21 protein-coding genes are annotated in these 25,582 nt (G+C 71.4%); 9 read left to right on the top strand and 12 right to left on the bottom strand.

The window, feature by feature from the left end; translation table 11 throughout:
- Window positions 1-33: 33 nt before the first annotated feature.
- The 4 genes from ACWEN6_RS15220 to ACWEN6_RS15205 form a co-directional block, all read right to left on the bottom strand.
- Complete coding sequence (locus ACWEN6_RS15220; RefSeq protein ID WP_452570744.1) at window positions 34-3,072, bottom strand: hypothetical protein; 3,039 nt, start codon at window positions 3,070-3,072, stop codon at window positions 34-36.
- 192 nt (window positions 3,073-3,264) lie between these two features.
- A complete protein-coding gene (locus tag ACWEN6_RS15215) occupies window positions 3,265-3,771 on the bottom strand; it encodes a GNAT family N-acetyltransferase (RefSeq protein ID WP_354843699.1) in 507 nt (168 codons plus the stop codon).
- 40 nt (window positions 3,772-3,811) lie between these two features.
- The gene (locus ACWEN6_RS15210) at window positions 3,812-4,078 is read right to left on the bottom strand and encodes a DUF397 domain-containing protein (protein WP_452570743.1); all 267 of its coding nucleotides are present in this window, start codon (window positions 4,076-4,078) and stop codon (window positions 3,812-3,814) included.
- Window positions 4,069-4,887 (bottom strand): helix-turn-helix domain-containing protein, encoded by an 819-nt coding sequence (locus tag ACWEN6_RS15205; RefSeq protein ID WP_452570742.1) that lies wholly within the window; start codon window positions 4,885-4,887, stop codon window positions 4,069-4,071. Before ACWEN6_RS15205 ends, ACWEN6_RS15210 begins: the two co-directional genes overlap by 10 nt.
- An 821-nt stretch (window positions 4,888-5,708) precedes the next feature.
- On the opposite strand from ACWEN6_RS15205, the gene ACWEN6_RS15200 reads away from it, so the two are divergent.
- Complete coding sequence (locus tag ACWEN6_RS15200; RefSeq protein ID WP_452570741.1) at window positions 5,709-6,704, top strand: LuxR C-terminal-related transcriptional regulator; 996 nt, start codon at window positions 5,709-5,711, stop codon at window positions 6,702-6,704.
- A 447-nt stretch (window positions 6,705-7,151) separates the two neighbouring features.
- Window positions 7,152-7,982: a hypothetical protein gene (locus ACWEN6_RS15195; protein WP_452570740.1), complete on the top strand. Its 831-nt coding sequence runs from the start codon at window positions 7,152-7,154 to the stop codon at window positions 7,980-7,982.
- 223 nt (window positions 7,983-8,205) lie between these two features.
- Here the strand turns inward: ACWEN6_RS15195 and ACWEN6_RS15190 are convergent, their stop codons facing one another.
- A complete protein-coding gene (locus ACWEN6_RS15190; protein ID WP_452570739.1) occupies window positions 8,206-9,924 on the bottom strand; it encodes a thiamine pyrophosphate-requiring protein in 1,719 nt (572 codons plus the stop codon).
- A 181-nt stretch (window positions 9,925-10,105) separates the two neighbouring features.
- The gene (locus ACWEN6_RS15185) at window positions 10,106-10,744 is read right to left on the bottom strand and encodes a DedA family protein (RefSeq protein ID WP_452570738.1); all 639 of its coding nucleotides are present in this window, start codon (window positions 10,742-10,744) and stop codon (window positions 10,106-10,108) included.
- 428 nt (window positions 10,745-11,172) lie between these two features.
- Between ACWEN6_RS15185 and ACWEN6_RS15180 the strand changes: the two genes are divergently transcribed.
- Window positions 11,173-13,122, top strand: a complete 1,950-nt coding sequence (locus ACWEN6_RS15180) for an alpha/beta hydrolase (RefSeq protein WP_452570737.1) — start codon at window positions 11,173-11,175, stop codon at window positions 13,120-13,122.
- 93 nt (window positions 13,123-13,215) lie between these two features.
- Here the strand turns inward: ACWEN6_RS15180 and map are convergent, their stop codons facing one another.
- On the bottom strand, window positions 13,216-14,064 hold the full coding sequence (gene map, locus ACWEN6_RS15175; RefSeq protein ID WP_354843668.1) for a type I methionyl aminopeptidase: 849 nt from the start codon (window positions 14,062-14,064) through the stop codon (window positions 13,216-13,218).
- A 105-nt stretch (window positions 14,065-14,169) separates the two neighbouring features.
- Here map and ACWEN6_RS15170 point away from each other — a divergent pair, with 105 nt between their 5' ends.
- Entirely contained in the window at window positions 14,170-14,352 is a 183-nt protein-coding gene (locus ACWEN6_RS15170; RefSeq protein WP_354843665.1) for a hypothetical protein, read from the top strand.
- On the opposite strand, the gene ACWEN6_RS15165 is transcribed toward ACWEN6_RS15170, so the two are convergent.
- Both ACWEN6_RS15165 and ACWEN6_RS15160 read right to left on the bottom strand, forming a co-directional pair.
- Window positions 14,349-14,609 (bottom strand): CBU_0592 family membrane protein, encoded by a 261-nt coding sequence (locus ACWEN6_RS15165; RefSeq protein WP_452570736.1) that lies wholly within the window; start codon window positions 14,607-14,609, stop codon window positions 14,349-14,351. The genes ACWEN6_RS15170 and ACWEN6_RS15165 overlap by 4 nt on opposite strands.
- 409 nt (window positions 14,610-15,018) lie before the next feature.
- The gene (locus ACWEN6_RS15160; RefSeq protein ID WP_354843660.1) at window positions 15,019-15,603 is read right to left on the bottom strand and encodes a hypothetical protein; all 585 of its coding nucleotides are present in this window, start codon (window positions 15,601-15,603) and stop codon (window positions 15,019-15,021) included.
- A 97-nt stretch (window positions 15,604-15,700) separates the two neighbouring features.
- Between ACWEN6_RS15160 and npdG the strand changes: the two genes are divergently transcribed.
- Entirely contained in the window at window positions 15,701-16,372 is a 672-nt protein-coding gene (gene npdG / locus ACWEN6_RS15155; RefSeq protein WP_354843657.1) for an NADPH-dependent F420 reductase, read from the top strand.
- A gap of 118 nt (window positions 16,373-16,490) precedes the next feature.
- Complete coding sequence (locus ACWEN6_RS15150; protein WP_452570735.1) at window positions 16,491-17,666, top strand: trans-sulfuration enzyme family protein; 1,176 nt, start codon at window positions 16,491-16,493, stop codon at window positions 17,664-17,666.
- Between the two features lie 128 nt (window positions 17,667-17,794).
- On the opposite strand, the gene panB is transcribed toward ACWEN6_RS15150, so the two are convergent.
- Window positions 17,795-18,649, bottom strand: a complete 855-nt coding sequence (panB, locus tag ACWEN6_RS15145) for a 3-methyl-2-oxobutanoate hydroxymethyltransferase (protein WP_452570734.1) — start codon at window positions 18,647-18,649, stop codon at window positions 17,795-17,797.
- 430 nt (window positions 18,650-19,079) lie between these two features.
- Here panB and ACWEN6_RS15140 point away from each other — a divergent pair, with 430 nt between their 5' ends.
- Entirely contained in the window at window positions 19,080-20,639 is a 1,560-nt protein-coding gene (locus ACWEN6_RS15140; protein WP_452570733.1) for an MFS transporter, read from the top strand.
- A 7-nt stretch (window positions 20,640-20,646) separates the two neighbouring features.
- On the top strand, window positions 20,647-21,252 hold the full coding sequence (locus ACWEN6_RS15135) for a TetR/AcrR family transcriptional regulator (RefSeq protein WP_452570732.1): 606 nt from the start codon (window positions 20,647-20,649) through the stop codon (window positions 21,250-21,252).
- Window positions 21,253-21,348: 96 nt separating this feature from the next.
- Here ACWEN6_RS15135 and ACWEN6_RS15130 read toward each other — a convergent pair whose 3' ends face one another.
- Together ACWEN6_RS15130 and ACWEN6_RS15125 are read right to left on the bottom strand one after the other, a co-directional pair.
- Window positions 21,349-23,139, bottom strand: a complete 1,791-nt coding sequence (locus ACWEN6_RS15130) for an NAD+ synthase (RefSeq protein ID WP_452570731.1) — start codon at window positions 23,137-23,139, stop codon at window positions 21,349-21,351.
- A 114-nt stretch (window positions 23,140-23,253) separates the two neighbouring features.
- Window positions 23,254-24,483, bottom strand: a complete 1,230-nt coding sequence (locus ACWEN6_RS15125; protein WP_452570730.1) for an MDR family MFS transporter — start codon at window positions 24,481-24,483, stop codon at window positions 23,254-23,256.
- An 81-nt stretch (window positions 24,484-24,564) separates the two neighbouring features.
- On the opposite strand from ACWEN6_RS15125, the gene ACWEN6_RS15120 reads away from it, so the two are divergent.
- Entirely contained in the window at window positions 24,565-25,533 is a 969-nt protein-coding gene (locus tag ACWEN6_RS15120) for a DUF5937 family protein (RefSeq protein WP_452570729.1), read from the top strand.
- The last annotated feature ends 49 nt before the right edge of the window (window positions 25,534-25,582 follow it).

The raw sequence follows: 25,582 nt of genomic DNA, 5'->3' as shown, positions 1-25,582 counted from the left end.
CTCGTGCTCGGCGGTTACCAGAGAGGCGGGGTCTCAGCAGAGGGAGGTGGAGTCCTGCTGGGCGTAGAGGCGCCCGCACTGGCGGACCACGACCTGCGCGCCGTCGGGGTTGACGGTGACCAGCAGGATCGGCCGGTCCAGGGCGTGCCGGCCGTCGGAGGCGCCGTGCAGCTTGATCAGCCCGCTGTCGCCGTCGATCTCCTGCAGCTTCTCCAGCGCCAGCAGCACGCCGGCCCGGTCGACCATGCCCGGCGCGCCGGCCGCGGCCGCCGGGCCGCCCTGGCCGGAGAAGGCCACCTGCGCCGCCCCGATGAGCACCTCCGCCGCGTCATGCGCCTGCACGGCGTACTCCTTGGACGGCAGCCGGGTACTGGGCAGCTTGTCCATGTGCAGCTCGGTGATCAGCGTGCTCAGCTGGTGGTAGAAGTCGCTCCTGAACTCGGTGGGGACGTTCGCCCACGCGCTCTCTGCGGCCAGCGCCACGTACATGACCCGCACCCGGTTGTTGCGTCCCAGCGCGGTGGAGTAGTCGTTGACGTACTGCGTGATGTCGTCGTTGGCCATCACCGTGAGCCGGTGGCACTGCGACTTGGCGATCGCGTCGACGAAGGCGCCGAACTGCGCGGTGCGACCGGCGTAGTACACCAGCTCCGGCTTGACCGGCCGGGCGCACACCTGCGTGACCTTCTCCTCCAGCGCGGCCGCGTTGGAGTAGCCGATCGAGGTGGCCCCCTTGCCGAAGTCGCGGACGAACCTGGCGCCGAGGTCCTTGGTGAACAGGTCGCTGAGCATGGTGTCGGTGAACACGGCCGCCGTGCGGGCGGGCGGGACGCCGCGCTGGGGGATGCCCGCGCGCGCCCACCGCGCCGCCGCGGCGGCCAGCAGGCTGTTGGGCGGGGCCAGCGGGAAGAAGGAAGGGATGAAGGACTCCCCGTCGCCGCGCCGCCCGAGGTCGTCGTAGGTGGAGGTGGTGCTGATCACCGGCACGGCCTTGCGGCCGAGGATCTGGATCGCGGCCTGGACGTCCTGCCGGCTCTCGCCCAGGCCCACCACGCCGATCACGCTCGGATCGCGGTCGATCTCGCGCAGCACCTGCCGGGCGACGTCCTGGGCGTACCGGAAGTCGGCGCCGGCGTTGGCGACGAGCACCCGCATCTGCAGCTTGCTGCCGTCGCCGCTGTTGCCGATCAGCCTGCCCTGCTCCAGGGCGATGCCGGCCAGCTCGCCGTGGATGTCGGTGAGCGCGTCGTCGGCCGCGGCGACCGCCTTCCCCGGGGTGGTCAGCTTCCCGAAGTAGATCACGGTCGCGTAGGGGTTGCCCGAGGCCAGGACGGAGCGGTTCTGCTGGTCGATGCGGCCGAGCACGGCCGCCAGATGCGGAGCGAAGACGAAGCCCCCGTCGCTGATGCCCACGCACTCACCCGTCCCGGCGCGCCAGATGCCGGGGCCGCAGTTGCTCGTCGCCGTGGCCAGGACGCGGACCAGCGACAACGCGACCAGGGCCGTCACGGTGACCCACGGCAGGATCGGGTGCGCCAGCAGCGGGCGGCGCCGCCCGCGGACCGGGACGTTGATCTTCTCCAGGATCGGCGCGTCCTTGGGTTCGACCTCGATGCGCAGCACGCGGTGCGAGCCCAGGGCGCGGTCTCTGGCCAGCTCCTTCCCCCACTGCTCCCACAGTTCCTCGGTGAGCTCGGGCCGGCCCGTCATGATCGGCGCGTCGTCGCCGCCGGGCCGCGCCGGGGGCAGGACCCGCTGGTCGCCGGGACCGGTCACGACCACCAGCAGCGGGTCCGACAGGCAGGTGATCGCGCGTACCTCCTCGATGCGGGCGACCAGGCGGCTGCCGTCTCCCTCGGCCAGCAGCACCGGGTAGGACGTGCGCGCCCAGGCGACCCGCCGCCACACCTTCCACAGGCGGCGCTCGTACCCCTGCCGCAGATCCTCCAGGAACGCGTTCACCAGCAGGCGCTCGATGCCCTCGTTCGCCTGGACGGCCTCCAGCCTCTTGCGGTCCTCGCCCGGCTCGGCCTGCCGGGCCCACGCGTGCGAACCGGTCACGGACGGCGCCGGCGGATCGTCGGGAACGGCGCTCACCGGAGGAAGCGAGGCGACCGGGGGGATGCCGCGCGGCGGGACGGTGGGGCGGGCGGCGCCCGGGTCGCCGAGCGGGACCGACTCGGCCCGGCGGCGGAACTGGAGCAGGCGGACGGCGAAGGTGGTGACGTCGTGCGGCTGGTTGCGGCGCTGGCCGGGCATGAGGAACGGCTGGCGGCGGAACCACCGGTAGCGGCGCCGCCCGGCCCAGTTACGCGACAGCAGCAGCACGTGGAACGATCCGATCACCGGGCCGGCGAGGATCGCGCACACGCCGAAGAGCGTGGTCAGCTGGTCGGCCCATCCGGCGCTCAAGATGGCCGTGGCGGCGGCCCAGGCCGGCAGCGGGCCCTCCGCGTAGGCGCGGACGTTCGCCCAGAAGTTGCGCCGGTCCTGCCCGGTGCCCGCGCTGATCTGCCTGCGCCGCTGCCGCACGGCCCTTTTCACCCCGTCGTGCAGGCGGTCGGGCTCGTCCTCGGGAACCTGCAGGTCGAGCATCCACAGCACCTGCGCGAACAGCGGGAACCGCAGGTGCGCCTCGCCGGGTGGGGCGACGGCCGCGAGGTCGCGCGTCACCTGGCGCAGGCGTGCGGCGAGCGCGGCGTACGGCGGAGCGGGGCGCTCCCCGGCCGGCGCGCCCTCCTCCTGCTCGGCGGAGGGCGCGAGGTGGGCGAACGGCGTGCCGTCGCACCGGGCCTCCAGCGCCTGGACCGCCGCAGACGTCGCCGCGTACTGCCCGGTGACCCACACCACGGGCAGCGGCACGTCGCCGCCGCGCCAGGTGGGACGGACGCGCATCTGGTCGAAGACGCGCAGGAACTCGCGGACGCCCTCGTTGCGCCGGCGGTAGCTCTCGTCGGGGTCGTGACGCGGGACCGTTCCCGTCTGGTTCCCGGTCCGGTTCCCGGACGGGGAGCCGGGCGCCACGGTGGCCGGGTCGTCCGGATCCGGGAAGGGCGGGGGTGCAGGGGGCACTGGGTTCACTCCCGATCGGCAGGGGCTGACGCGCTCGCTTTCGGCTGGTCGTGCGGTGGGGAGGGGTCGGATTCCAGCATAGGCTTCCGGCGCCCGCGGCGGTCGAAGCCCACGTCCACAGATGGGCCGTGGGCTCGTGGTGCCCGGCGTCCGGGCTCGCGGCCGGTGTCGGGGCCGGCGGGGTGCGGGCGGTCAGAGGTCGCGTCGCATGCACACCCGGGGCCAGCGGTCCAGGCCGAGCGCCCGCTCGCGCCGGCGCAGGTCGCGCAGGCCCGGGGTCAACTCGGCGTCGTCCAGTGACCAGAACCCGCACCGCTCGTAATAGGGGGCGTTCCACGGCACGCGGGTGAAGGTGATCAGCGTGAGCGCCGGCAGGCCCTCGGCCGTTGCGTAGGCGGCGGCGTGGTCGATGAGCGAGCGTCCCATGCCCCTGCGGGCCGACGCGGGATGCACCGAGACCTGTTCCAGGTGGAGGTTGCCGTCGATCACGTCGGCGAGGAGGTAGGCGACCGGCCGGTCGCCGGCGTCGGTCTTCACCCACGCGCGTCCTGCGCGCTGGTAGCCGGCCAGGACGTCGATGGGGAAGGGCTCGTCGTCGGCGACCTTCGTCATGCCCAGGTCGAGGAAGGATCGCCCGGCGGCGCGCTCGATGTCCTGCAGGAGGGAAAGCTCGTCGAGGGCGGCCATACGGATGCTCATCGGCTCATTGTCGTCGCCGTCGGCGCCGCTGAACAGTCGTTTACGTGCGGCCCGGCGCCCGCCGGAAGGCGCTGGTCGCCGGGGCCGCCGCCATGATCGGCCCGAGCACGACGCGGCCGGCCTTGAGGGTGTTCACGAACGTGGACCACTCGCCGGAGGCGACGACAAGGGCGGGGCCGTCGGGGTTCTTGGAGTCACGCACGGCGATGGCGTCCTCGCCGGCCAGGTTGCTCGCCACCTCCACGCAATGGCCGCCGTTGTCACCAGACCGAGATGATTTGCGCCATAACGCGTGGCTCAGGTCCATTTGTCTACCGCTTCCTTGATTACTTTGAGCGACAGCGACTGAGGGAAGGCCTCCGCCCTGATGGCGTCGTAACGAGCGGTCAGCGACGCGATCGCGTTTCGATCGGTCATCGTGCGTCCGTCGGGCACCGAATCCACATATACCGTATAAGGAGTGCCGCGCTGTTCGGCTATAACGAATCCGGCAAGAAGTCCAGGGATGGCCTCGGCGTCGAACGGAACGATCTGGATCGTCACCCGCGGGTGCTCCGCCATTTCCAGAAGGTGCAGCATCTGATCGCGCATCACCTCCTTACCGCCGATGGGACGGCGCAGGACGCCTTCGTCCATCAAACTGAGGACCAACGGCGGGTTTTCCTGGGACAAGATGCTCTTGCGTTGCATCCTGCCGGCCACTCGCTCCTCCACTATTTCGGGTGTGCTGTCGGGCGCGCGGCAGAAGATTCGCCGCGCATATGGCTCGGTCTGGAAGATCCCCGGAACGAGCAGTGGGTCCCAGGTCTGGATCGCGGTCGCCCGCCGCTCCTCGAAGGTGAAATCGCGGAAATGATCGGCGACCGGAGGCGGCGGCGGCCAGCCCTCCAGGTAGAGGGCCTCGAACTCCCCCTCCAGGCCGAATGCCTGGTCACAGCGCTTGGCGAAGTCCTCGCTGGGGGTGCGCTTGAGGTTCTCCACCGCGCCGACGAGGCTGCCGGAGAAGCCCACGCGCCGGCCGAGCTGCCCTTGGGTGAGCCCGGCGAGTATGCGGTGGCGCTGAAGCTCGTAGGCGAAGCGGGCGCGCGCGGATTCCCCGGGGTTGATTTTCGTCATATGTGGCATTTGAAACATCTATTCCATTTCGGGAGTGGTGACATGGGGGGTGACCGCCGTTCCACGGAGACCGTGGTTCCGGTGTGTAGTTAATCGGGTACCCAAGGTAATGGATCGGGAGTATCACGAGAAGACAGAATCGTTATGGTCGGCGCCGTCGCATCTCGACGTGCCGGAAAAGAGGCATGCGGGCTGGGCGCTGGAACGGTCATATCCATACGATCCGGGCAGCCCTTTTCCGGTCGTCCGTGGGATGAACTCTGGCCGCTGTGCTCCCCGGGCCGTCCGGTGCCCCCGCGGTGTGAAGAATCGACCGGTGTTCTGATCTGTCGCGCAAATAGGGCCGGCGTCGGCGGGCTATGGCACACCAATTCGGCACACGTGATGTGCGCGTGGTGGGAAACGCCGAACCGGCCCGCGTCCCGCGATTCGCCGGGGCGCGGACGCGCGTTCGATTGGGCGAGTGGATGGGGCGGGTTCGCCACCGGGGACCGCTCCACTCCCCGCGAACCCGTGTGCCGCGCCGCCGTTCTTGACTCCGTCCGCTCGTTCCGCAGTCAGTGCCGCGTCTCGGCGTCGTTTCGGAGGGTTTCTCATGTTTCAGAGGCATGCATATAACGAAATGGTATCGACCGAGGTCGTGGGCTTGTGAGCCGCGGTTGTCCGTGTTCTTTGGGTGGGTTTGGGAGCGAAACGATCACTTAATGGCACCAATTCCGGTGGAATGATGACGTAGCGGACGTCGGTCAGTAAGGCTCGACAGCACATCCGCATTCGCGGGTGTGAGTCCACGGACGCCGAGATGGTCAAGGGAGAGACGAGTGTCGGCAGCTCGTTCGAACTCCGGGTTCTCGCCGGACGTCGCGGCGGCTCTGAGCCAGGCCGACCGGGGAATTCGCATGCGGATGGGCGACCATCACGCGCTGTTCGACTACTGGCGCTTCGCCATGAGCACGATCTGCAGCGTGGACGCCTTCTACGTGGGGTTCTACCGGGAGGGGCGCAGAATCGTCTATCCGTACACCTACGACGACACCATCGCCGTCAAGCGCTACATGCCGCCGGAGGTCTTCGGATACGGCCCCACAGGCCAGGCCGCGTGGATTCTGCGGAACAAGCGCACCTACACCTACGCCAGCGACAACGGCATGCTCCTGCACCACGGCGTCGCCTTCGGCGACGAGCAGCGGGTGTCGGCCGACGCCATCACGATCCCCATGTTCGACACCCGCGACGGCGAGGAGGTGGTGATCGGCCTGGCCTCCATCCAGACCTACAAGAGCCACGCCTACACCGACGAGCACGTGCGGGCCTTCGAATGGACGGCCGGTTCGGTGGCGACCGTGCTCGCCCGCGAGCGGGAGGACGAGCTCAACCGTGAAGGGCTGGCCGTCCCGCCGGCCGGCGCGGACGGCGACCAGCCGTCGGTGGTGGAGGTGGTGCAGGACGTCTCGGAGATCCTCGCCGAGCTGCACAGCAAGATCTGCGCGGTGGAGGAGGCCATCCCGATCGGAGAGCGAGAGCTGGTGCGCATGGTCAGGGAACTGCGGCACCAGTGCGAGCGGGGCCAGACCGAGACCATGGACATCATCGCCCGGCCTTCCGTCCGGGCTGAGAACCTGCTCAACTCGCTTTCCTCCAAGGAGCGGGAGATCGCCTTGCTGATCGCGCGCGGCGGCCTGAGCAACAAGGAGATCGCCGCGCGGGTTTTCGTCACCGAATCCACCATCAAAGGCCACGTCTCCCGCATATTGCGCAAGCTCGGCGTCGAGCAACGGTCCGGTATCGCGGCCAGACTGGAGCAATTCTTCGACTAAGTGCCGCCGGTTCCGGTCGCGGGCGGCGCTCCCGGCGCGTCTGTACCCCCCTGAGGACCCCTGGCCGATCTTGTGTGACCGCATCGTCCCTGGACGGCGGCGTCTCGCACGTTACTTGCGAACCATTCGCAACACACGTTCGTCTGCACGTTCCGCGTTCTCTGTATGGTGCTCTGAGGTCGTTTGAGGTGTTTCTCGGGTGCCCTCTCCCCGCATTGTGGTCACCGGCTGTTCACTCGGCTTCACCGAGCGAGCCCAGGCAGTACTTAGTACTGCGGCATCCACCGGGAAAACCCACCCCAAGGCGTGGCGCTATGGGTGATCGATGCGGATATCGTCCTTATGTCAAAAGGGAGGGGTTTGTCGGCACCTGGCGGCTTCCGGCCGTCGGCACGGGGGGAGACGGGTCGACGTCGCCGGTGGTGCCGGCGCAGGCGAGGAGCGGCTATGGAGGGGTTGACCATCGCCATCCTCGGGATCACGCTGCTGTCCGGAGTCGTCTATTCGTGGAGCAACCGGCGGGGGAGCGACGCGCTCGCGTCGATCGCCGGTGAATTCCCGATGACGCCCGAGCAGGCCGCGCTGATCGCGATGGAGGCTGGTCTGACATGGCGGGAAAGGGCGAACGGCAGAGCCGTGCCCGTGACGCGTAGCGGAGATGTACTGAAGGTCGAGATCGAGTGCGGTGCGGGAGTGATGTCGTTCGAGATTCGCCAGACCCCTTCGGGCAGCCGGGTCACCGGGCGGGCCGAGGAGATCGCGATCGTCCGGATGCCGCAACTGGGAGGGTTCGGCGTGTCACCGGCGGACGTACCGACCATGACGGCGGGCATGCCGAGGAACCCCGCGCGGCTGCTCCGGCGGCGCGAGCGGGTCTTCGACGCCCTCGCCTTCGCGGCCCGCGAGGGGGGCACGGCCGGAGTGGATCACGCCCACGAGCCGGAGACCGTCCTCACCGCGAACAGCGGCCAAAGGACGAACACCGGCCGAAGGACGAACGCCGGCCAAGGGCGGGAGACCGGCCAGAGGGAGAACGCCCGGCGAAGGGAGGAGGCCGGTCAGGGCACGGATGCCCCTCAGGGGACGGACGCCGGTCAGGGGACGGACAGCGGTCAGGACAGCGGTCGCGGTGCGCATGCCGGGCGTGGTAGCGGTCGGCTGATGCGCGTCCGGCGAGGTGCGGTGGCCCGGCATCGGGCGGGCGCCCGCGGTGCGGTGGACGTGCTCTACGGAGTGGACGCGGGCCGAAGGCGGTGCGACGCCGTGCCGAGGCCCTGACCAGCGCGCAGGCCGGTCCCGTCGCCGGGTGGGCGGCGACGGGACCGGCCTGTGTCCTTCGCCGGCGCCGCCGCGCGGTGTCCGAGGTGTCGTCCCCCTGTGCCGGTGCCGGTGCCGGTGCCGCCGTGCGGCGTCCGCGGTGTCGTCCGCCTACCGGCGGTGTCGTCCGCTGTGGGCGGTGCGGGCGGCCGTGATCGAGCGCCCGCACCGCTGTCAAGGGTGCTCAGTCGCGGATGATGTGGACGTCCACCACCGCCGACCGGCCCGCCTCGACGGCCTCGAGGCCGCGACGCAGCGCGGGCAGCAGGTCGGCACGGTCGGTGACGGTCTCGCCGTGGGCGTGGCAGGCGCGGGCGACGGCGGCGAAGTCGGGGGGTGCGCTGAAACGCGTCCCCTCGGCGTCCCCGCGGTTCGCGGACAGGCCCTCGGGGAACAGCTCGAAGACCGGCAGCCGACTGGCGCGGTAGCCGTCGTTGTTGAGCACGACGGCCATGATGGGCGCGCCCGCCTCGGCCGCGAGGCACAGCGCCGCCGTCGGCACGCCGAACATGAAGCTGCCGTCGCCCACCACGGTCACGACCCGGCGTCCCGGTGCGGCCAGGCTGACGCCCACCGCCCCGCCGAGCCCCCAGCCCAGGCCGGGCGACCCCGTGCCGTACATGGTGGCGGCCTCGGTGCGGGCGAGGTTCTCGTGCAGCGCGCGGGCGTTGGTGACCGACTCCTCGACGACGAGGTCGTCGGCGCGCAGCACCTCGTTCAGCGCGGTGACGACCTCGGCCCCGGTCATCGGTCCCGCGGCGGCGCCGCTGGTGGCCGCCGCGGCCGTCGTGCTCGCGGACGTAGAGGGGGCCGTGGCGGTCGCGGCCGGCCGCGTCGCGGGCGCGGTGTGGCCCATCTCCTCCAGCCGGTCGGCGATCTGGCCGAGGGCGGTGGCCCCGTCGGCGGTCACGGCCACGTCCACCGGGAAGGTCCACATCGGCATGTCGGTCTTCAGCGGGTCGACGTCGATGTGGACGACCGTCGCGCCCTCGCGGGGATGGGTGAACCTCGGGATCCACGGCACGTCCGCGTCCACGACGATGATCAGGTCGGACTCTTCGACGGCCTGCTGCGCCTCCGCCGCCGTCAGCAGGTTCATCGGGTGCGACGTCGAGATGCTGACGCAGCCGCTCTCGGCCAGATCGACGACCCGGACCCCCGCGAGATCGGCCAGGCGCGTGACCGCGTGGAAGCCCTCGGCCCGGCGGCCCACCTTCGCGGTGATGAGCAGCGGCCGTTCGGCGCCCGCCACCCGCTCGGCGATCCAGCGCACGGTCTCGGGGTCGGCCGCGGGCGGGCGGGGGACCGCGTAGCCGGTGGTGCGGCCGAGCTCCGGCGCCGGCGGGTCCATCAGGACGTCGCGGGAGACCATGAGGTACGACGGCCCTGGCACCCCGCCCGTCGCGACCTGCACCGCACGGCCGATGGCCCGGGCCAGCATGCCCGGCCGGGTGATCTCGGTGACCCACTTGGCGTACCCGCGCACGACGCCGGCCTGGTCGGGGACGTCCTGCTGCCAGTGGATGGTGTGGGAACGGCCGCCGGGCGCGCCCGGTTCCTCCGCGTACGGCGTCTTGCCCGCGATGACCACCACTCCGGCGCGGTCGCGCAGCATGTTGTGCACCATGGCGCCGAGGTTCTGCGTGCCCACGTCCACGTGCACGAACACGGCCTGCGGGCGGCGGGTCACCTGCCAGTAGCCGTGCGCCGCGGCCAGCGCGACCGCCTCGAACGAGCAGATGATGACCTTGGGGGCGGGCGCGCCGGCCTTGGCCAGCGTGGCGATCGCCTCCTGCAGCGGGGCGGAGTCCGTGCCGGGGTTGAGGAACAGGTGCTCCACGCCGTGCTCGGCGAGCAGCCACAGCAGGTGCTCGGCGGTCGTCGCCGGCTGGAAGTGGTCCACGCGGTATCTCCTGACATAACTGACATAGCGGCATCTATCGCGCGTTGAATCTGCGTCGAGTGCTGAGCGTAGAAGATCAGCGCCCGCGCCGTCTCCCCCCTCGGCGGCAGGACCAGAGGCGCCCGGCACCCTGAGCATCCGGCGGCCGCGGCCGCCGTGCCGTCGGCTGCGTGCCGGCGGGTCAGCGGGCGGCGTGCCTGCCCTTGCCCCGGCGTTCGCGCAGCCGCACGACCACGAACGTGACCACGGCCAGCGCGGCGAGCCCGATGACGACCTTCGACAGGATGCCCGCGTAGCCCTCGACCAGCGACCAGCTCTCGCCCAGCTGGTATCCGGCCAGCACGAACACCGAGTTCCAGATCAGGCTTCCCAGGGTGGTCAAGGTGACGAAGTGCGCCAGCGGCATCCGCTCCACCCCGGCGGGCACCGAGATCAGGCTGCGGAGGATTGGGATCATCCTTCCGAAGAACACCGTCTTCGTCCCGTGCTCGCGGAACCACGCCTCGGCCTTCTCGATGTCCTCTACCTTGACCAGCGGCAGGCGCGCGGCGATCGCCACCGTCCGATCGCGCCCGAGCGCGGACCCGACGCCGTACAGGGCCAGAGCGCCGATCACCGAGCCGAGGGTGGTCCAGAGCAGCGCGTCGAACAGGCTCATCCCACCCCTGCTCGCGGTGAACCCCGCCAAGGGGAGGATCACCTCGCTCGGCAGCGGGGGGAACAGATTCTCCAGCGCGATCGCCAGGCCCGCGCCCGGGGCTCCGAGCCGTTCCATCATCCCGGTCGCCCATCCTGCGACCCCGTCAACCGTCGTGTCCATGCCCGACACGCTATGCAAGATCGGGCATTCCGCGGCATGAGGGCGACCACCGGGTGGGCGATCCGGCGTCAGGGCCAAGGTTGCCGGGCTCCGGACGCCACCGCGAGTGGCTAGTGCGGTGACCACATACGTTCACCGGGCGCGGCTCTCCATCCCCGGCCACGTGCTGCAGTGATCGGCGCCGGGGCGGCGGGTCGTGGTACGGCGATGCCGGCGCCTGCCACGGCGCCCGAACCGGTGAACATTCATGGACAGCGCACTAGAGGGGGCAGGCCGGTCCGCGAACCGTGGACGAGCATGTGCCGCGGCCTGCGCTCGTCCGCTGTTAGAGCGGTTGTCCACAGGGCAGAGGTCGGCCTGCTCGCGGCGAAGATCAGGCTATTAGTCTCGGGACACATGACCGAGTGGCCCCGGGCTGGAGGAGATCGATGCACCGGCCGTTCCGCGGTTTCGCGCGCCTGACCCGGCGGTGGCCGGCATCGGGGTTCACCCTGCTCACCCTGCTCACACTGACTTCTGCCCTTCTGCCGGCCACCCTCGCCCCGCCCTCCGCGGCGGCCGCCGCCCCTCCCCTCACCGACGCCACCACCGCCCGGGTTCCTCGGGTGGAGGCGGCGGTCTGCCCGGTCCCGGTGCCGGCGGGCACGCAGTGTGGGTTCCTGGTGGTGCCCGAGCGCAGGGACGTCGGCGACAGACGGGAGATCCGCGTCGGTTACGCCCTTCACCGCTCCACGGCGGCCGACCGCCGGCCCGATCCCGTCGTCTACACCAGCGGAGGCCCGGCCTCGGCCTCCGTCCAGCTCACCGGCTACCTCACCGACATGCCTCTCGGCCGCGACCGCGACGTCGTCGTGCTCGAACAGCGCGGCAGCCGGTGGTCACGGCCGCGGCTCGACTGCCCCGAGATCGCCCGGGCCCTTCTCGACACCCTGAGCATGCCCGGCGGGCCCGCCGACCCGGCCGAACACGCCCGCATGGCCTCCGGCGCCACGGCCTGCCGCGACCGGCTCACGCGGCAGGGGGTCGACCTGCGCGGCTACGTGACCTCCGAGATCGCCGCCGACGTCGTCGACCTGCGGCGCGCGCTGGGATACGACCGGTGGAACCTGTTCGGCGTCAGCTATTCGACCAGGTCGATGCTCGCCGCCGCGGAGGCCGACCCCGAGGGCACGCGGTCGGTCGTCCTGGACTCCTTCTTCCCCCCGCTGACCCGCCGGTACGACGAGGCGGCCGCCGACCTGGCGGGTTCCATCGCGTCGCTCGGCCGCGAATGGCCGGGCCTGTCCGGGCGCTTCGCGACGATGGTCCGGCGCCTGAACGAGCGGCCGGCGCAGGTCCGCACCTCCGACCCCCTCACCGGCCGTCCGATCGCCGTCCGGCTCACCGGGGACGACGTGGCCACCATCCTGGACGAGGCGATGCACGAGGTGGAGGTCCTGCCGGTCGTGCCCGCGCTGGTGGACGCCGTGGCCGACGGGGATGACCGCCCGTTGCAGGTGCTGGCCGACCAGGCCGGCGGCGGGCTGCTGTCCCACGAGTTCGGGCTGTTCTACGCGGTGATGTGCCAGGACGAGGCGCCTTTCAACACCTTCTCCGGCCAGGGCCACCCTCAACTGTTCACGGTCGAGGCCGACAAGGCGGTCTGCGACGCCTGGGGGCTGCCCGCCTCCCCGTCCGCCGTCCTCACCCGCGGCCCCGCACCGACGGCGCCGCGCAGGGTCGTCAGCGCGCCGGTGCTGGTGGTGGGCGGGGAGTTCGATCCCACGACGCCGGTCGCGAAGGCCAGGTCCGCGGCCCGGGCACTGCCCGGGGCGAGGGTCGTCGAGTTCGCCGGCGTGGGGCACGCCGTGTTCCTGTCGAGCCGGTGCGGGCGGCAGACCATCTCGGCCTTCGTGGCCGACCCCCGTGCGGCGGCCCCGTGCGATCCCGGCCGGGCGTCGTACGCGATCCCGGGCCCAGGGGACTTCCACGTCACCCCGGTCGTCTACCGCGTGAGCACCGGCGCCTGGTGGCTGCTCATCCCGTTCGCCCTGTTCCTGGTCACCTCGTTCGGGCAGCTCGTGGTGGGGATGCGGGCGCTGGTCCGGCAGAGCGCGGCAGGCAGGGTGAGCTCGGTGGTGGCCCTCACCACGGTCGCCGGTTTCACGGGGGTCACCTTCATCCTGCTGACCGCGTTGGGCCTCTACAGCGCCGCGGCGTCCAACCAGACCGCGCTCGGCATCGGCATCCCCTCGGCGGTCCTGTGGTACGGCACCGTCGCGGCGCTTTCGGCGGCGCTGAGCCTGGTGGCGCTCCTCCGTAGCCGCCTGCACTGGCAGACCGCCGTCCCCGTGGCCGCCGCCGTCACCCTGCTGCTGTGGTGGGTGCTGTACCTGTGATCACGTCCGGCCGCTGGTCGGTGCGCGGCACTCCGACGATGCTCCGCATCTCGCGCATGGCGGTTCAGGGCGGGCGCGGTGCGCGGGGAACGGTCAGGGGAGGGTGAGGATCTCGCTGCCGGTGTCGGTGACCACCAAGGTGTGCTCGAACTGGGCGGTGCGCTTGCGGTCCTTGGTGACGGCGGTCCAGCCGTCGGGCCACAGGTCGTACTCGATGGTGCCCAGGGTGAGCATGGGCTCGATCGTGAAGGTCATGCCGGGCACCAGGGTGACCGACAGCGACGGGTCGTCGTAGTGGGGCACGATCAGGCCCGAGTGGAAGGAGGTCGAGATGCCGTGCCCGGTGAAGTCGCGCACCACGCCGTAGCCGAAGCGCTTGGCGTACGCGGAGATCACCCGGCCCACGATGTTGAGCTGACGCCCCGGGGCCACCGCCTTGATCGCCCGCATCATCGCCTCGCGCGTGCGCTCGACCAGCAGGCGCGACTCCTCGTCCACCTCGCCGACCAGGTAGGTGGCGTCGGTGTCGCCGTGCACGCCGCCGATGTAGGCGGTGATGTCGATGTTGACGATGTCGCCGTCGTTGAGGACGGTGTCGTCGGGGATGCCGTGGCAGATCACCTCGTTGATCGAGGTGCACAGCGACTTGGGGTAGCCGCGGTAGCCCAGCGTCGAAGGGTAGGCGCCGTGGTCGCAGAGGAACTCGTGCCCGATGCGGTCGAGTTCGTCGGTGGTCACGCCGGGGGCGATGTGCCGGCCGACCTCCTCCAGCGCCTGGGCGGCGATGCGGCCCGCGACGCGCATGCGCTCGATCGTCTCGGGCGTCTGGACGTCGGAGGTGCCGCGGCGGGGCTCCTTGCGGCCGACGTACTCCGGGCGCTCGATGTCGGCGGGAACCTTGCGGGTGGGCGAGAGCCGTCCTGGCCGGAGCAGTGTCGTCATGCGCCAAGTCTAGTTCGGCGGCAAGCGGGCAGGATCTGCCGCAGAACGAGCGCGCCGGCCGTTCTGCGGGCATTGTTGTAGATCATCCGTACGGCAAGGAGAGACATGAGCGCCGACCAGTGGTGGTTCTGCCTGAAGCACATGGCGGTCGAGCCGGACGAGGGCTGTCCGAACAAGGACCGCATGGGGCCCTATGCCACGCGTGACGCGGCGGCGGCGGCGTTGGAGACGGCCGCCGCGCGCAACAAGAGCTGGCAGGAAGGCGACAAGGAGTGGGACGGAGACTAGACCTGGCGCCTCCACGGCCGGGTGGCCATCACGCGCCGGACGGCGAGGATGCCGATGCCGCACCAGATGAGGTTGAGCAGGGCCGAGGGCCACGCGAGGTGCACGGCGGAGTTGATCATCAGGGCGATCGCTCCGCCGAGGTTGAGGAGCTGGTAGGCGAGCCCGTCGCCGGACAACCTGCGCATCGACAGCATGGCGTAGGCGTAGACGAGCACCCCGGCGCCGAGCATGCCCAGAATGTCGATCAGGAGCGGCACCGTCTCATGCCCCGGCGGAAGCGCGCGGCCGGCGGGAAAGGCGATGAAGGCGGCGTGTGTCGCCTATAACGGGAAATGTCTGGCGTGGGTGGGTGCAGTGCAACTCTGTTCCCCCTATCCATCGACATGCCGGCGTCCGCGGCGGGTCGGGCCGCGCGCTGCCGCGAGTGCCGGCGTTCGTGCGGCTCACCTCGCTTGACCGGTGTTGCCCGCCAGCGTACGCCCGGTGCGGGCGCCGTCCGGGGTGGGCCCTGAACAGGCATGCCACCTGGTTGGGCATGATTCAGCAGCGAGCGGATCCACGTCCTATCGGGACGTAGGTTCTGCTTTCGATATCCCGGCCGAATGGGTCTTTCTTCGACGATGTCCGGCCGGCCCCGGAGGGTGGCCGTCGTGCGGGGCCGGTGGCTCAGTCGGGGAGGCGCGGGCCGGTGATGCGTTCGGCCAGGCGGGCCAGGCGATCGATGAGCCGGCCGCCCGAGCGCGGCCCCTCCCCGGCGGCCATGCTGACCAGGTGCTGGGCGGCGTCGAAGGTGAACAGGCCGTCGTGGGACGGCACCGCCAGCGCGTCGTGGGCCAGACCCTCGAGCTCGGGGTCGCCGCCGTCCAGAGCGAGGATCGTCGCCCCTGTGCGCCGCGCGTCGTCGACGCGTTCGAGCAGAGGCGCCGGCGCCTTGTCCTCGGCCACGACGAACAGCGTCTCGCCGCGACGGGCCGCCTGGATGCGGTCGATGCCGACCGCGAGGTGCGGCGGCGCGTCCGCCGGGGGCGACCAGCGCACCAGCGTCGGGGCGAGCTGGGACAGCCCCGACATGCGCGCCTCGTCGTCGAGGTGGGCGGCGAGGTGCCACGGCTCGTCCTTCGGGGTGCCGACCAGCAGCAGCCCGCCGGGCGAGCGGGTCGAGCGGAGGAAGGTGCCGAGCTCACGGGTGCGCTCGACCCAGCGGGTGGTGGAGAGCACCTCGCGCAGGAAGGCCACCGACGCAGCGTCCATGGCCTCCATGGTGCATCATCGCCCCCGCCGCCGTCCCGGATAGCGCCACCTGGCATGATCGAGAGGATCAGAGCGCAACGAGGAGATCAGGCACATCATGAGCGATGCACTGCCGGACGTCAGCGGCCTGTCGGTGGGGATCCTCGGCGGCACGGGCGACCAGGGGAAGGGGCTCGCCCGCAGGTTCGCGATCGCCGGGCACACCGTGATGATCGGCTCGCGCAGCGCCTCGCGGGCCCAGGAGGCGGCCGACGGTCTCGGTTCCGGGCTCCCGATCAGCGGCGCGGACAACGCCGCCGTCGCCGCGGAGGCGGACGTCGTCATCGTGGCCGTGCCGTGGGACGGGCACCGGTCCATCCTCGCGTCGCTGCGCTCGGAGCTGACCGGCAAGATCGTCGTCGACTGCGTGAACCCGCTCGGGTTCGACAAGCAGGGGGCCTTCGCGCTGGAGGTGGAGGAGGGCAGCGCCGCGCAGCAGGCGGCGGCGGTCCTGCCCGGCAGCCGCGTCGTCGCGGCCTTCCACCACGTCTCCGCCGTCCTGCTGCTCGACCCGGCCGTGGCGGAGATCGATCTCGACGTGCTGGTGCTGGGCGACGACCGCGAGGCGACCGACACGGTTCAGGCGCTGGCGTCGCGGATCCCCGGCGCGCGCGGCGTGTACGGCGGGCGGCTGCGCAACGCCCGGCAGATCGAGGCGTTCACCGCCAACCTCATCTCGATCAACCGCCGGTACAAGGCCCACGCCGGTCTGCGGGTGACCGACGTCTGACCTCGCGTCCTGCGGGGGCGCCTGACCGTGGTGCGGGTGCCGGACGGTGGTGGGGGTTGCGGTCTGTGGCCCGGAGGCGATCTGACAAAACGGGGCGTTTGCGGTCATTCTTGACGGCATGAGCTCTTTGCACCCGGAGACCCGTGCCGTCCACCTGCCCAACCCGCCGCTGAACGGAAGCACGCCGATCGCGGTGCCGCTGTACCAGACGTCGGGGTTCGTGTTCGACGATCCGGCCGTCTTCGCCGACGGCATGGGACGTCCCGACGGCGCCTTCGTCTATGGGCGACTGAGCAACCCGACCGTGCGCGCGCTGGAGGAGGCCGTCGCGGGCCTGGAGGGCGGCGTGGGCGCTGTGGCCGCGGGGTCGGGCATGGGGGCCATCAACACCGTGCTGTTCGGGCTGCTCCAGCCCGGTGACCATGTGATCGCGCAGACGGCCCTGTACGGCGGCACCGCCGCGTCGTTCGCCGACCTCCAGGAGCGGTTCGGGGTGTCGGTGACCTACGTGCCGCAGGACGACCCGGCGGCGGCGCGCGAGGCGATCCGGCCCGAGACCAAGCTGCTGTACCTGGAGACCATCGCCAACCCGATGACCCAGGTGGCCGACCTGCCCGGCATGTGCGCCGTCGCCCGCGAGGCCGGGGTGACCACGGTGGTGGACAACACCTTCGCCTCCCCGGTGCTGTGCCGGCCGCTGGAGCACGGCGCCGACGTCGTCGTCCACTCCATGACCAAGTACCTGAGCGGGCACAGCGACGTGCTGGGCGGCATCGCCGTCTTCGCCGACGACGCGCCGCATCGCAAGGTCTGGTCGTACGCCACGAAGCTCGGCGCGACCCTCGACCCGTTCGCCGCCTGGCTGACGCTGCGCGGCATGCAGACGCTGCCGTTGCGCATGGCCCGCCACTGCGACAACACCCGCTCGCTCGCGACCCGGCTGGCCGAGCACCCGGCCGTCGCGGCCGTCCACTGGCCCGGCCTGCCCTCGCACCCGTCGCACGAGTTGGCCGCCAAGCTGCTGCCCGACTTCGGCGGGGTGTTCTCCTTCGACCTGGTGGGCGGGCGCGCAGCAGGGGAGAGGTTCATGAGCTCGGTCCGGCTCGCCCTGCTCGCCCCCTCGCTCGGCGGCGTCGAGACGCTGATCCTGCACCCGGCCACGACCTCGCACCGCTCGCTGACCGCCCACGAGCTCCAGCGGGCGGGGATCGGCGAGGGCACCGTACGGGTCGCGGTCGGCATCGAGCACCCTGACGACCTGTGGGCCGACTTCGCCCAGGCCCTCGACGCCTAGACGGACGGTATCCGCGCCACCTGCCCGCTCTGCCCCGTTGGTGGGAACGGGTGGAGCGGGCGGGGCCGGCCGGGTACGGGGGGCCGCACGGGCGGCGGCCTGGCCGGTCGGCGGGCCGCCGCGGGCGGTCAGCGGTAGCTGTGCTCGGGAGCCGGGAAGGCGCCGGAGACCACCTCGTCGGCGAACGCGCGGACCGCGTGGTCCATCTCGCCGGCCAGGTCGAAGTACTTCTTCACGAACTTCGCCGGACGCTGGGTGAGACCCATGAGGTCCTGCCAGACGAGCACCTGGGCGTCGCAGGATGGGCCCGCGCCGATGCCGATGGTGGGGATCGACAGGGCGGCGGTCACCCGCGCGGCCAGGTCGGCCGGCACGCATTCGAGCACGACGGAGAAGGCGCCCGCGTGCTCCAGCGCCTTGGCGTCGGCCATGAGCTGCTCGCCCGATTCGCCGCGTCCCTGCACGCGGTAGCCGCCGAACGCGTTGACCGACTGCGGGGTCAGCCCGAGGTGGCCCATCACCGGGATGCCGGCCGAGACCAGCGTCTCGACCTGGGGGAGCACCCGGCGGCCGCCCTCCAGCTTGACCGCGTGGGCGCCGGCCTCCTTCAGGAACCGGGCCGCGGAGGCGAGGGCCTGCTCGGGTGAGGACTGGTAGGAGCCGAAGGGCAGGTCGGCGACCACCATCGCCCGCGAGGACCCGCGGACGACCGCCGCCGTGAGCGGGATCAGGTCGTCGACGGAGACGGGAAGGGTCGAGTCGTACCCGTAGACGACCATGGCGGCCGAGTCGCCCACCAGCATGACCGGAATGCCGGCTTCGTCGAACACCCGAGCCGTCATCGCGTCGTAGGCGGTGACCATCGGCCACTTCTCGCCGCGTTCCTTGGCGGCGGAGATGTCGCGGACGGTGATCCTGCGTCCAGCTTGGCCGCCGTAGAGCGCGGTCGGCGAGCTGGCAATCTGGGACGTAGAGGACATCATGGATCCCTCCAGGCCTCGAGGCGCCCTTGTGGCGTCCCCGGACGGTCAGATCATCGCATGTCTGACCGTCAAGGCAACACCCGGGAGGCCCCCTCCTCATCCCGGCGTTCCCCTGTCGGAGTCCCCCATACCCCTGGGGCCGCGAGCCCGTGCCGGCGAGATCGCGGGCGCGCCGGCGGGGATGCCGCCGCACGTCCGAGGAGGTTCTGTCGGTGCGCTCGGGTAGCGTCCCGCAGGCCTCTGGGAGAGCGTCCGGCGCCGCCCGGGAACGCCCGAGGTCCGTCATGCCCGCGAATGGGACGACCGGGTGGACGGCCGGTGAATAACGAAACGAAACCGTTGCGTATCGAATCTAGAAGCGCTACGGTAGCGTTGCGATACTCAACCGTATCGAAATTACGGACGTGTTAATTCCTGGGGGGATGAAGCAGTGGAACAACCGACAGGTCACCCACGCCGATGGCAGGTCCTCGGCGTCATGGTGTTCAGCCTGCTGGCGATCGTTCTGGACAACACGATCCTCAACGTCGCGCTGAAGGTCATCTCCGACCCCGAGGCGGGGCTCGGCGCGACGCAGAGCCAGCTCGAGTGGGCCATCAACTCCTACACGCTGGTCTTCGCCGGCCTGCTGTTCACCTTCGGCGTGCTGGGTGACCGGTTCGGGCGCAAGCGCATGCTGCAGGTCGGCATGGTGTTGTTCGGCCTGGCCTCGCTGGCCAGCGCCTACGCGCAGGACCCGACGCAACTGATCTTCGCGCGGGCCGCCATGGGCCTCGGCGGCGCCGCCGTCATGCCGGCCACTCTGGCGATCATCGCCAACGTCTTCGCGCCGCAGGAGCGCGCCAAGGCGATCGGCATCTGGGCGGGCGGCGTCGGCCTGGCCATCGCCATCGGCCCGATCACCGGCGGCGTGCTGCTCGAGCACTTCTGGTGGGGCTCGGTCTTCCTGGTCAACGTGCCGGTCGTGCTCATCAGTTCGGTGCTGATCGCCCTGCTGGTGCCCGAGTCCAGGAACCCGGACAAGGCGCAGCTCGACCCGGTCGGCGTGCTGCTGTCGATCATCGGCCTGGTCGGCGTCATCTACGGCATCATCAAGGGCGGCGAGCTCGGCACCGTCACCGACCCCGAGGTGTGGGCGCCCGGCCTGGCCGGCGTCGCGGTGCTCGCGGCCTTCGTCTGGCACGAGCGCAGGACCGCCCACCCGGCCTTCGACGTCCGCTACTTCGGCATCGCGAAATTCTCCACCGCCGTCGCCAGCGTCGGCCTGGTGTTCTTCGCCATGATGGGCGTGATGTTCTTCCTGGCGTTCTATCTGCAGATCGTCAAGGGGTACAGCCCGCTGCAGGCGGGGGCGCTGATGTTGCCGTTCGCGGCGGCGCAGCTCATCTTCTCGCCGCTCAGCGCCCAGATGGTGCGCAGGTTCGGCGGCAAGGCCGTCGCCACGGTCAGCCTGGTCATCGTGGCCGGCGCGCTGGCGGGCTTCGCCTTCCTGGAAGTCGGCACCTCGATCTGGGTCTTCATGGGGCTCGCCTTCGTCCAGGGCGCGGCCATGGCCAACATCAACCCGCCGGCCACCGAGGCCGTCATGTCGTCCCTTCCCCGGGAGAAGGCCGGCGTCGGCTCGGCGATGACCAACACCGTTCGCCAGGTGGGCGGAGCGCTCGGCGTCGCCGTCCTCGGCTCGCTGCTGTCGGCCAGCTACCGCGACAACATGGCGGGGGCGCTGTCGGGGCTGCCGGAGAACGTGCGGCACGCGGCCGGCGAGTCGATCACGGCCACCTTGGGCGTCGCCCAGTCGCTCGGCCCCAAGGGCGCCGCGCTCATCGCCCCGGCCAAGCAGGCGTTCGTCGACGGCATGCACGTGACGGCGCTGTGCGGCGCGGTCGTCGCGCTCATCGGCGCGGCCGTCGTCGCCAAATGGCTGCCAGGTAAGAACGCGACCGCCACCCCGGTCGCTCGACCGGAAAGCAAGGAACCGGCAGTAGTGTGATCTGACCATGGTGACTGAGCAGACGGGGACGGTCCGTACGCCCGGCCGTCCCCGCAGCGAGAAGGCCGAGAAGGCGATCATCGACGCGGCGATCGCCATGATCGCCGATGGCACGGGTGTCGCCGAGCTGTCCATCGAGGCGATCGCCGCGCGGGCGGGTGTCGGTAAGACCACCATCTACCGGCGGTGGTCCAACAAGGAGGAGCTCGTCGTCGACGCGCTCGCCAGCCTCAAGGCCCCGATACCCGAGCTGCCCGGCCTGTCGGTGCGCGACGACGTCATCCGCTACCTTTCGGCGATGCAGGCCGACAGCCACAGTCCGCGCACCCGCTGCATCATGAACATCGCGCTGGCCGAGTCCGACCGCTTCCCTCACCTGACCGAGCGGTTCCGCGCGATCGTGCTGCGCCCCCGGCGGGAGGCCCTGCGGTCGGTCATCCAGCGGGGTGTCGAATCCGGTGAGCTGCGCCCGGACGTGGACGTCGAGATGGCGATCGCGGCGCTGTCCGGCGCCATGATGTTCTTCACCAAATGGCGTGGCGACGACGACGAACTGCCCGCCGACCTCCCCGACCGCATCGCCGACCTCATCCTCACCGGCCTGCGGCCCTGAGTGGTTCGTCCCGGCGAGTGTTCCCCGGGAGCTTCGAGGGCGGACGGCGGCCGAGGGATCGTGACCCGGCCGCCGCTCGGCGTAGTAGGGCGGGGACTACGAGGCGGGGGTCTCCCGCCAGCGGTTGGTGATGGGCAGGCGGCGGTCACGGCCGAAGTTCTTTGGGGTGATCTTGGGGCCCGGGGGATACTGCCGGCGCTTGTACTCGGCTAGGTCGACCAGGCGGATGACCCTGGCCACCAGCTCGGCGTCGTGCCCGGCGGCGACCAGTTCGCCCTTGCCCATGTCGTGCTCGACGTAGTCGGCGAGCAGCCGGTCGAGCACGTCGTACGGCGGCAGGGAGTCGGTGTCCCGCTGGTCCGGACGCAGCTCGGCGCTCGGCTCCTTGGTGATGGAGTTCTCGGGGATGGGCGGCCGGTCGAAGCGGTGCAGCAGCTCGCCCTCACGCCCGGCCTGCTCGTTGCGCCAGCGCGACAGCTGCCACACCGTCGTCTTCAGGACGTCCTTGATCGGGGCGAAGCCGCCCGCCGAGTCGCCGTAGAGCGTGGAGTAACCGGTGGCCAGCTCGCTCTTGTTGCCCGTGGTGAGCACCAGGTGGCCGTGCTCGTTGGACAGCCCCATCAGCAGCATGCCCCGCACGCGCGCCTGGAGGTTCTCGGCGGCCAGCCCGCTCAGCTCGACCTCCTTCTCGAAGGCGTCGACGATGCCCTCGATCGGGACCAGCCGGGAGTGCAGCCCCTGCCGGTCGACCAGGTCGCGCGCGTCGCTCACCGAGTGGTCGGAGGAGTGGCGGGAGGGCATCAGGACGACGTGGACCCGGTCGGGGCCGACGGCGTCGGCGGCGATGGTGGCGGTCAGCGCCGAGTCGATGCCGCCGGACAGGCCGAGGATGACCGACCGGAAGCCGTTCTTGGCGAAGTAGTCGCGCACGCCGAGGACCAGCGCCGAGTAGACCTCCTCCAGGTCGGGAAGACGCGGGGCGACCGTCGGAGGCTCAGGCTCGTAGGCGGGCAGCGGGTCACCCGAAAGCACCAGCCGCTCGACCGTGATGGTGGTGCCGTCGCCGGCGTCCACGGGGAACGAGCCGGGACTGACCCACGGGTCGGCGGTCGGCAGCTCGAGATCGGTGACCAGGAGCTCCTCGCGGAACTGGCCCGCGCGGGCGACCAGCTCACCCTGCGCGTCCACCACGATCGAGTCGCCGTCGAAGATCAGCTCATCCTGGCCGCCGACCTGGTTGGCGTAGGCGAGGGCGCACCCGGCCTGCCGGGCGCGGTCGGCGCACAGCGCCAGGCGCACGTCGTCCTTCTCGCGCTCGTAGGGGGAGGCGTTCGGCACCACGAGCAGGCCCGCGCCCGCCTGCGCGACCGCGGCGACCGGGCCGCCGTCCTGCCACAGGTCTTCGCAGACGGCGATCGCCACGTCCACGCCGTGCAGCCGGAAGATCGGCAGCCGGTCGCCGCGAATGAAGTAGCGGTATTCATCGAAGACGCCGTAGTTGGGAAGGTGGTGCTTGGCGGTCCTGGTGACGACCCGGCCGCGGTGGAGCAGCGCGGCGGCGTCCAGCGGCGCCCCCTTCGGCTGCCCGGCGCGCGGCGTGACCCCGGAACGGTCGACGTAGCCGACGACCACGGGCAGCTCGCCGAGGCCCTCGTCGGCCAGCCGGGTCGCCGCCGCCGAGAGCGTCGCGATCGAGGCGTCGACGAACGAGGTGCGCAGCACCAGGTCTTCGACGGGGTAACCCGTCAGGAACATCTCGGTGAACACGACCAGGTGTGCGCCGCGATCTGCGGCGCGCCGCGTCCACTCGACGAGTTCACCGGCGTTGGCGGACAGGTCGCCTACCGACGGGTTGGTCTGGGCGAGGGCTATTCGCAGTTGAGGCACGGTGTCCACCTTACGTGTGACGGCGTCGGCGAGCAGGGGCCGGACCGCCGGCTGTGGAGGAGCGCCCGGCCCTAACCCGCCTTCCCCGGCGGGGGCCGCCCATCCCTGCCTGCTTCAGGAGCCCACGCCCACCTCGACGGGGTGGCCGGCGGCGGCGCGCCGGCGGATGGCGGGGCCGATGGCGAGCTGGCCGAGGGCCGCGAGCAGCCCCAGTACGCCGACCGTGATCCACAGCGTGGCCTGGCCGGCGCTCAGCAGGCGGGTGCCGATCAGCGGGGCCAGCAGCCCGCCGGCCGACCAGGCGAAGCCGAACAGCCCGCTGTAACGGCCGCGCAGATGCGGCGGAGCCAGGAGCGCGACGACCGTGCCCGCCATGCCCGCCGTGACCACCTCGCCCAGCGTCCAGATCGCGACGCTCACCGCGTACCCGGCGGTGGTGGAGACGAACGCGGTGAGCGCGAACCCGAGCGCGCACACCGCCATGCCCAGCGCCAGCGTGCCGCTGGGGTCCCGCTTGGCCAGCCAGTGCCCCACCAGCGGCTGCACCACCACGATCAGCAGGCCGTTCACCGCCATCGCGAACCCGTACGCGGAGGCGGGCAGCCCCGAGGAGGTGACCGCCAGTGGCAGCGTCGTGTACGCCTGGAGGTAGACGAAGGTGTACAGCAGCGTCAAGGCGACATAGGTGACCATCAGCCGGTCCTTCAGCACATCGCCGAAGCCGCCGGCCTCGCGCGTCCTGTCGGGGCGCGTCTCCGGCACGGCACGCCACACCAGTACGCCGAAGACCACCGAGGTGACCGCGTCGATCCAGAACAGCCAGACGAACCCGGACCTGACCAGCATGCCGCCCGCGACCATCGCCACCGCGAAGCCCAGGTTGATCGCCCAGAAGAGCAGCCCGAACGCGCGCGACCGGTCGTGCGCCGGGATCAGGTCGGCGACCAGGGCCTGCGAGGCCGGGCGGTAGGCGTCCACGACGACGCCGAGCACGCCCATCGCGGCGACGATCGCCGGCAGCGAGGTGCTGTACCCGAGGGCGATCATGGTGACCGCCGTGGCGACCATGCCGCCCGCCAGGGTCGCGCGCCGGCCGAGATGGTCGGCCAGCCAGCCCGCGACGAGCTGCGACATCAACGAGCCGATGCCGAAGACCGCCAGCACCAGGCCGGCCGTCGCCAGGGGCAGCCCGCGCGCCTGGGTCAGGTAGATGCCGATGAAGGGCTCGACCATGGTGCCGAGCCGGTTGATGAAGGTGCCGCCGAGGAGCACCCAGAAGGCGCGGGGGAACCCGCCGATTCTGGACCGGAGGAAGGAGGGCCTGTCGGAGATAACGCTGGTCACGAGGTCCAGCCTTGGACATGGCCTCGCCGCCGTGCCAATCTTTTAGGCTGTGCTAAAACATCGGTGAAGGGCGGGGGCCTCGTGGGGGTGCAGTGGCGGTTCGAGGCCGACGACCTGGCGCGCCTGCGGTTCGCCTTCTCCCCGCTCTGGGAGGTCGTCGCGAGCCTTCGCGTGCTCAGCGCTCCCGCGCGCCACTCCGTCCACCTGCCGTGGCTGCGCGCCGTCAAGCCGCGGCTCGGCGAGCTCGACCTGTCCGAACTGCTCGCCCTGGCCCCGGCCCGCGGGTACATCGCCGACTTCCTGACCCCGCCGCCCGACACGCCGCTGCCCGACTTCGCCGCCGAGCTGGCCCGGGTGCGCGAGACGCCCGCCGAGAAGGCCGCGGAGGAGGCCGGCTGGGTGGCGACGCCGGACACCCGGGCCATCGCCCGGTTCCAGGCCGACCCGGCCGCCGGGGTCCGCCGCGTGGCCGACGCCCTCGCCGCGTACTGGGAGCTCGCGCACGCCGAGCACTGGCCGCGTGTGCACGGGCTGCTGGAGGCCGACCTGATGTGGCGCACCCGCCGTCTGGCCGCGGGCGGGGCCAAGGAGCTGTTCGCCGACCTGCACCCCTCGGTCCGCTGGGAGGGCGACCGGCTCACCACCGCCACAGGAGGGGCCTGGTGCCACGCCGGTGACCTGGGAGGAGACGGGTTGTTGCTGGTGCCGAGCGCCTTCCGCTGGCCGGACATCGCGGTCATGGCCGAGCCCTACCAGCCGATGCTCGTCTACCCGGCGCGTGGCGTCGGCACACTGTGGGAGGCCGGCCCGCCCCCGGCGCCCGGCGCGCTCGCCGCGCTCATCGGCAGGACCCGCGCCCAGTTGCTGCTCTCGCTGCGCGACCCCGCCTCCACCACGGCCATCGCCAGGCGGATGTCCATCACCCCTGGCGCGGTCTCGCAGCATCTGTCCGTCCTGAGCGCCAGTGGCCTGGTCGTCCGCAGACGACTCGGCCGTGAGGTCCTCTACCGGCGCACCCCCACCGGCGACGCCCTCGCCGGCGCCTCCTGACTTCGGGGCGCCTGCGGCGGCACACCGGCCGGCGTCCCTCCTCTTGCTT

This window comes from Sphaerisporangium sp. NPDC004334, assembly GCF_053602655.1.
Note: the sequence above shows the minus strand (reverse complement) of the source record. Positions and strands in the feature narration are given on the sequence as shown.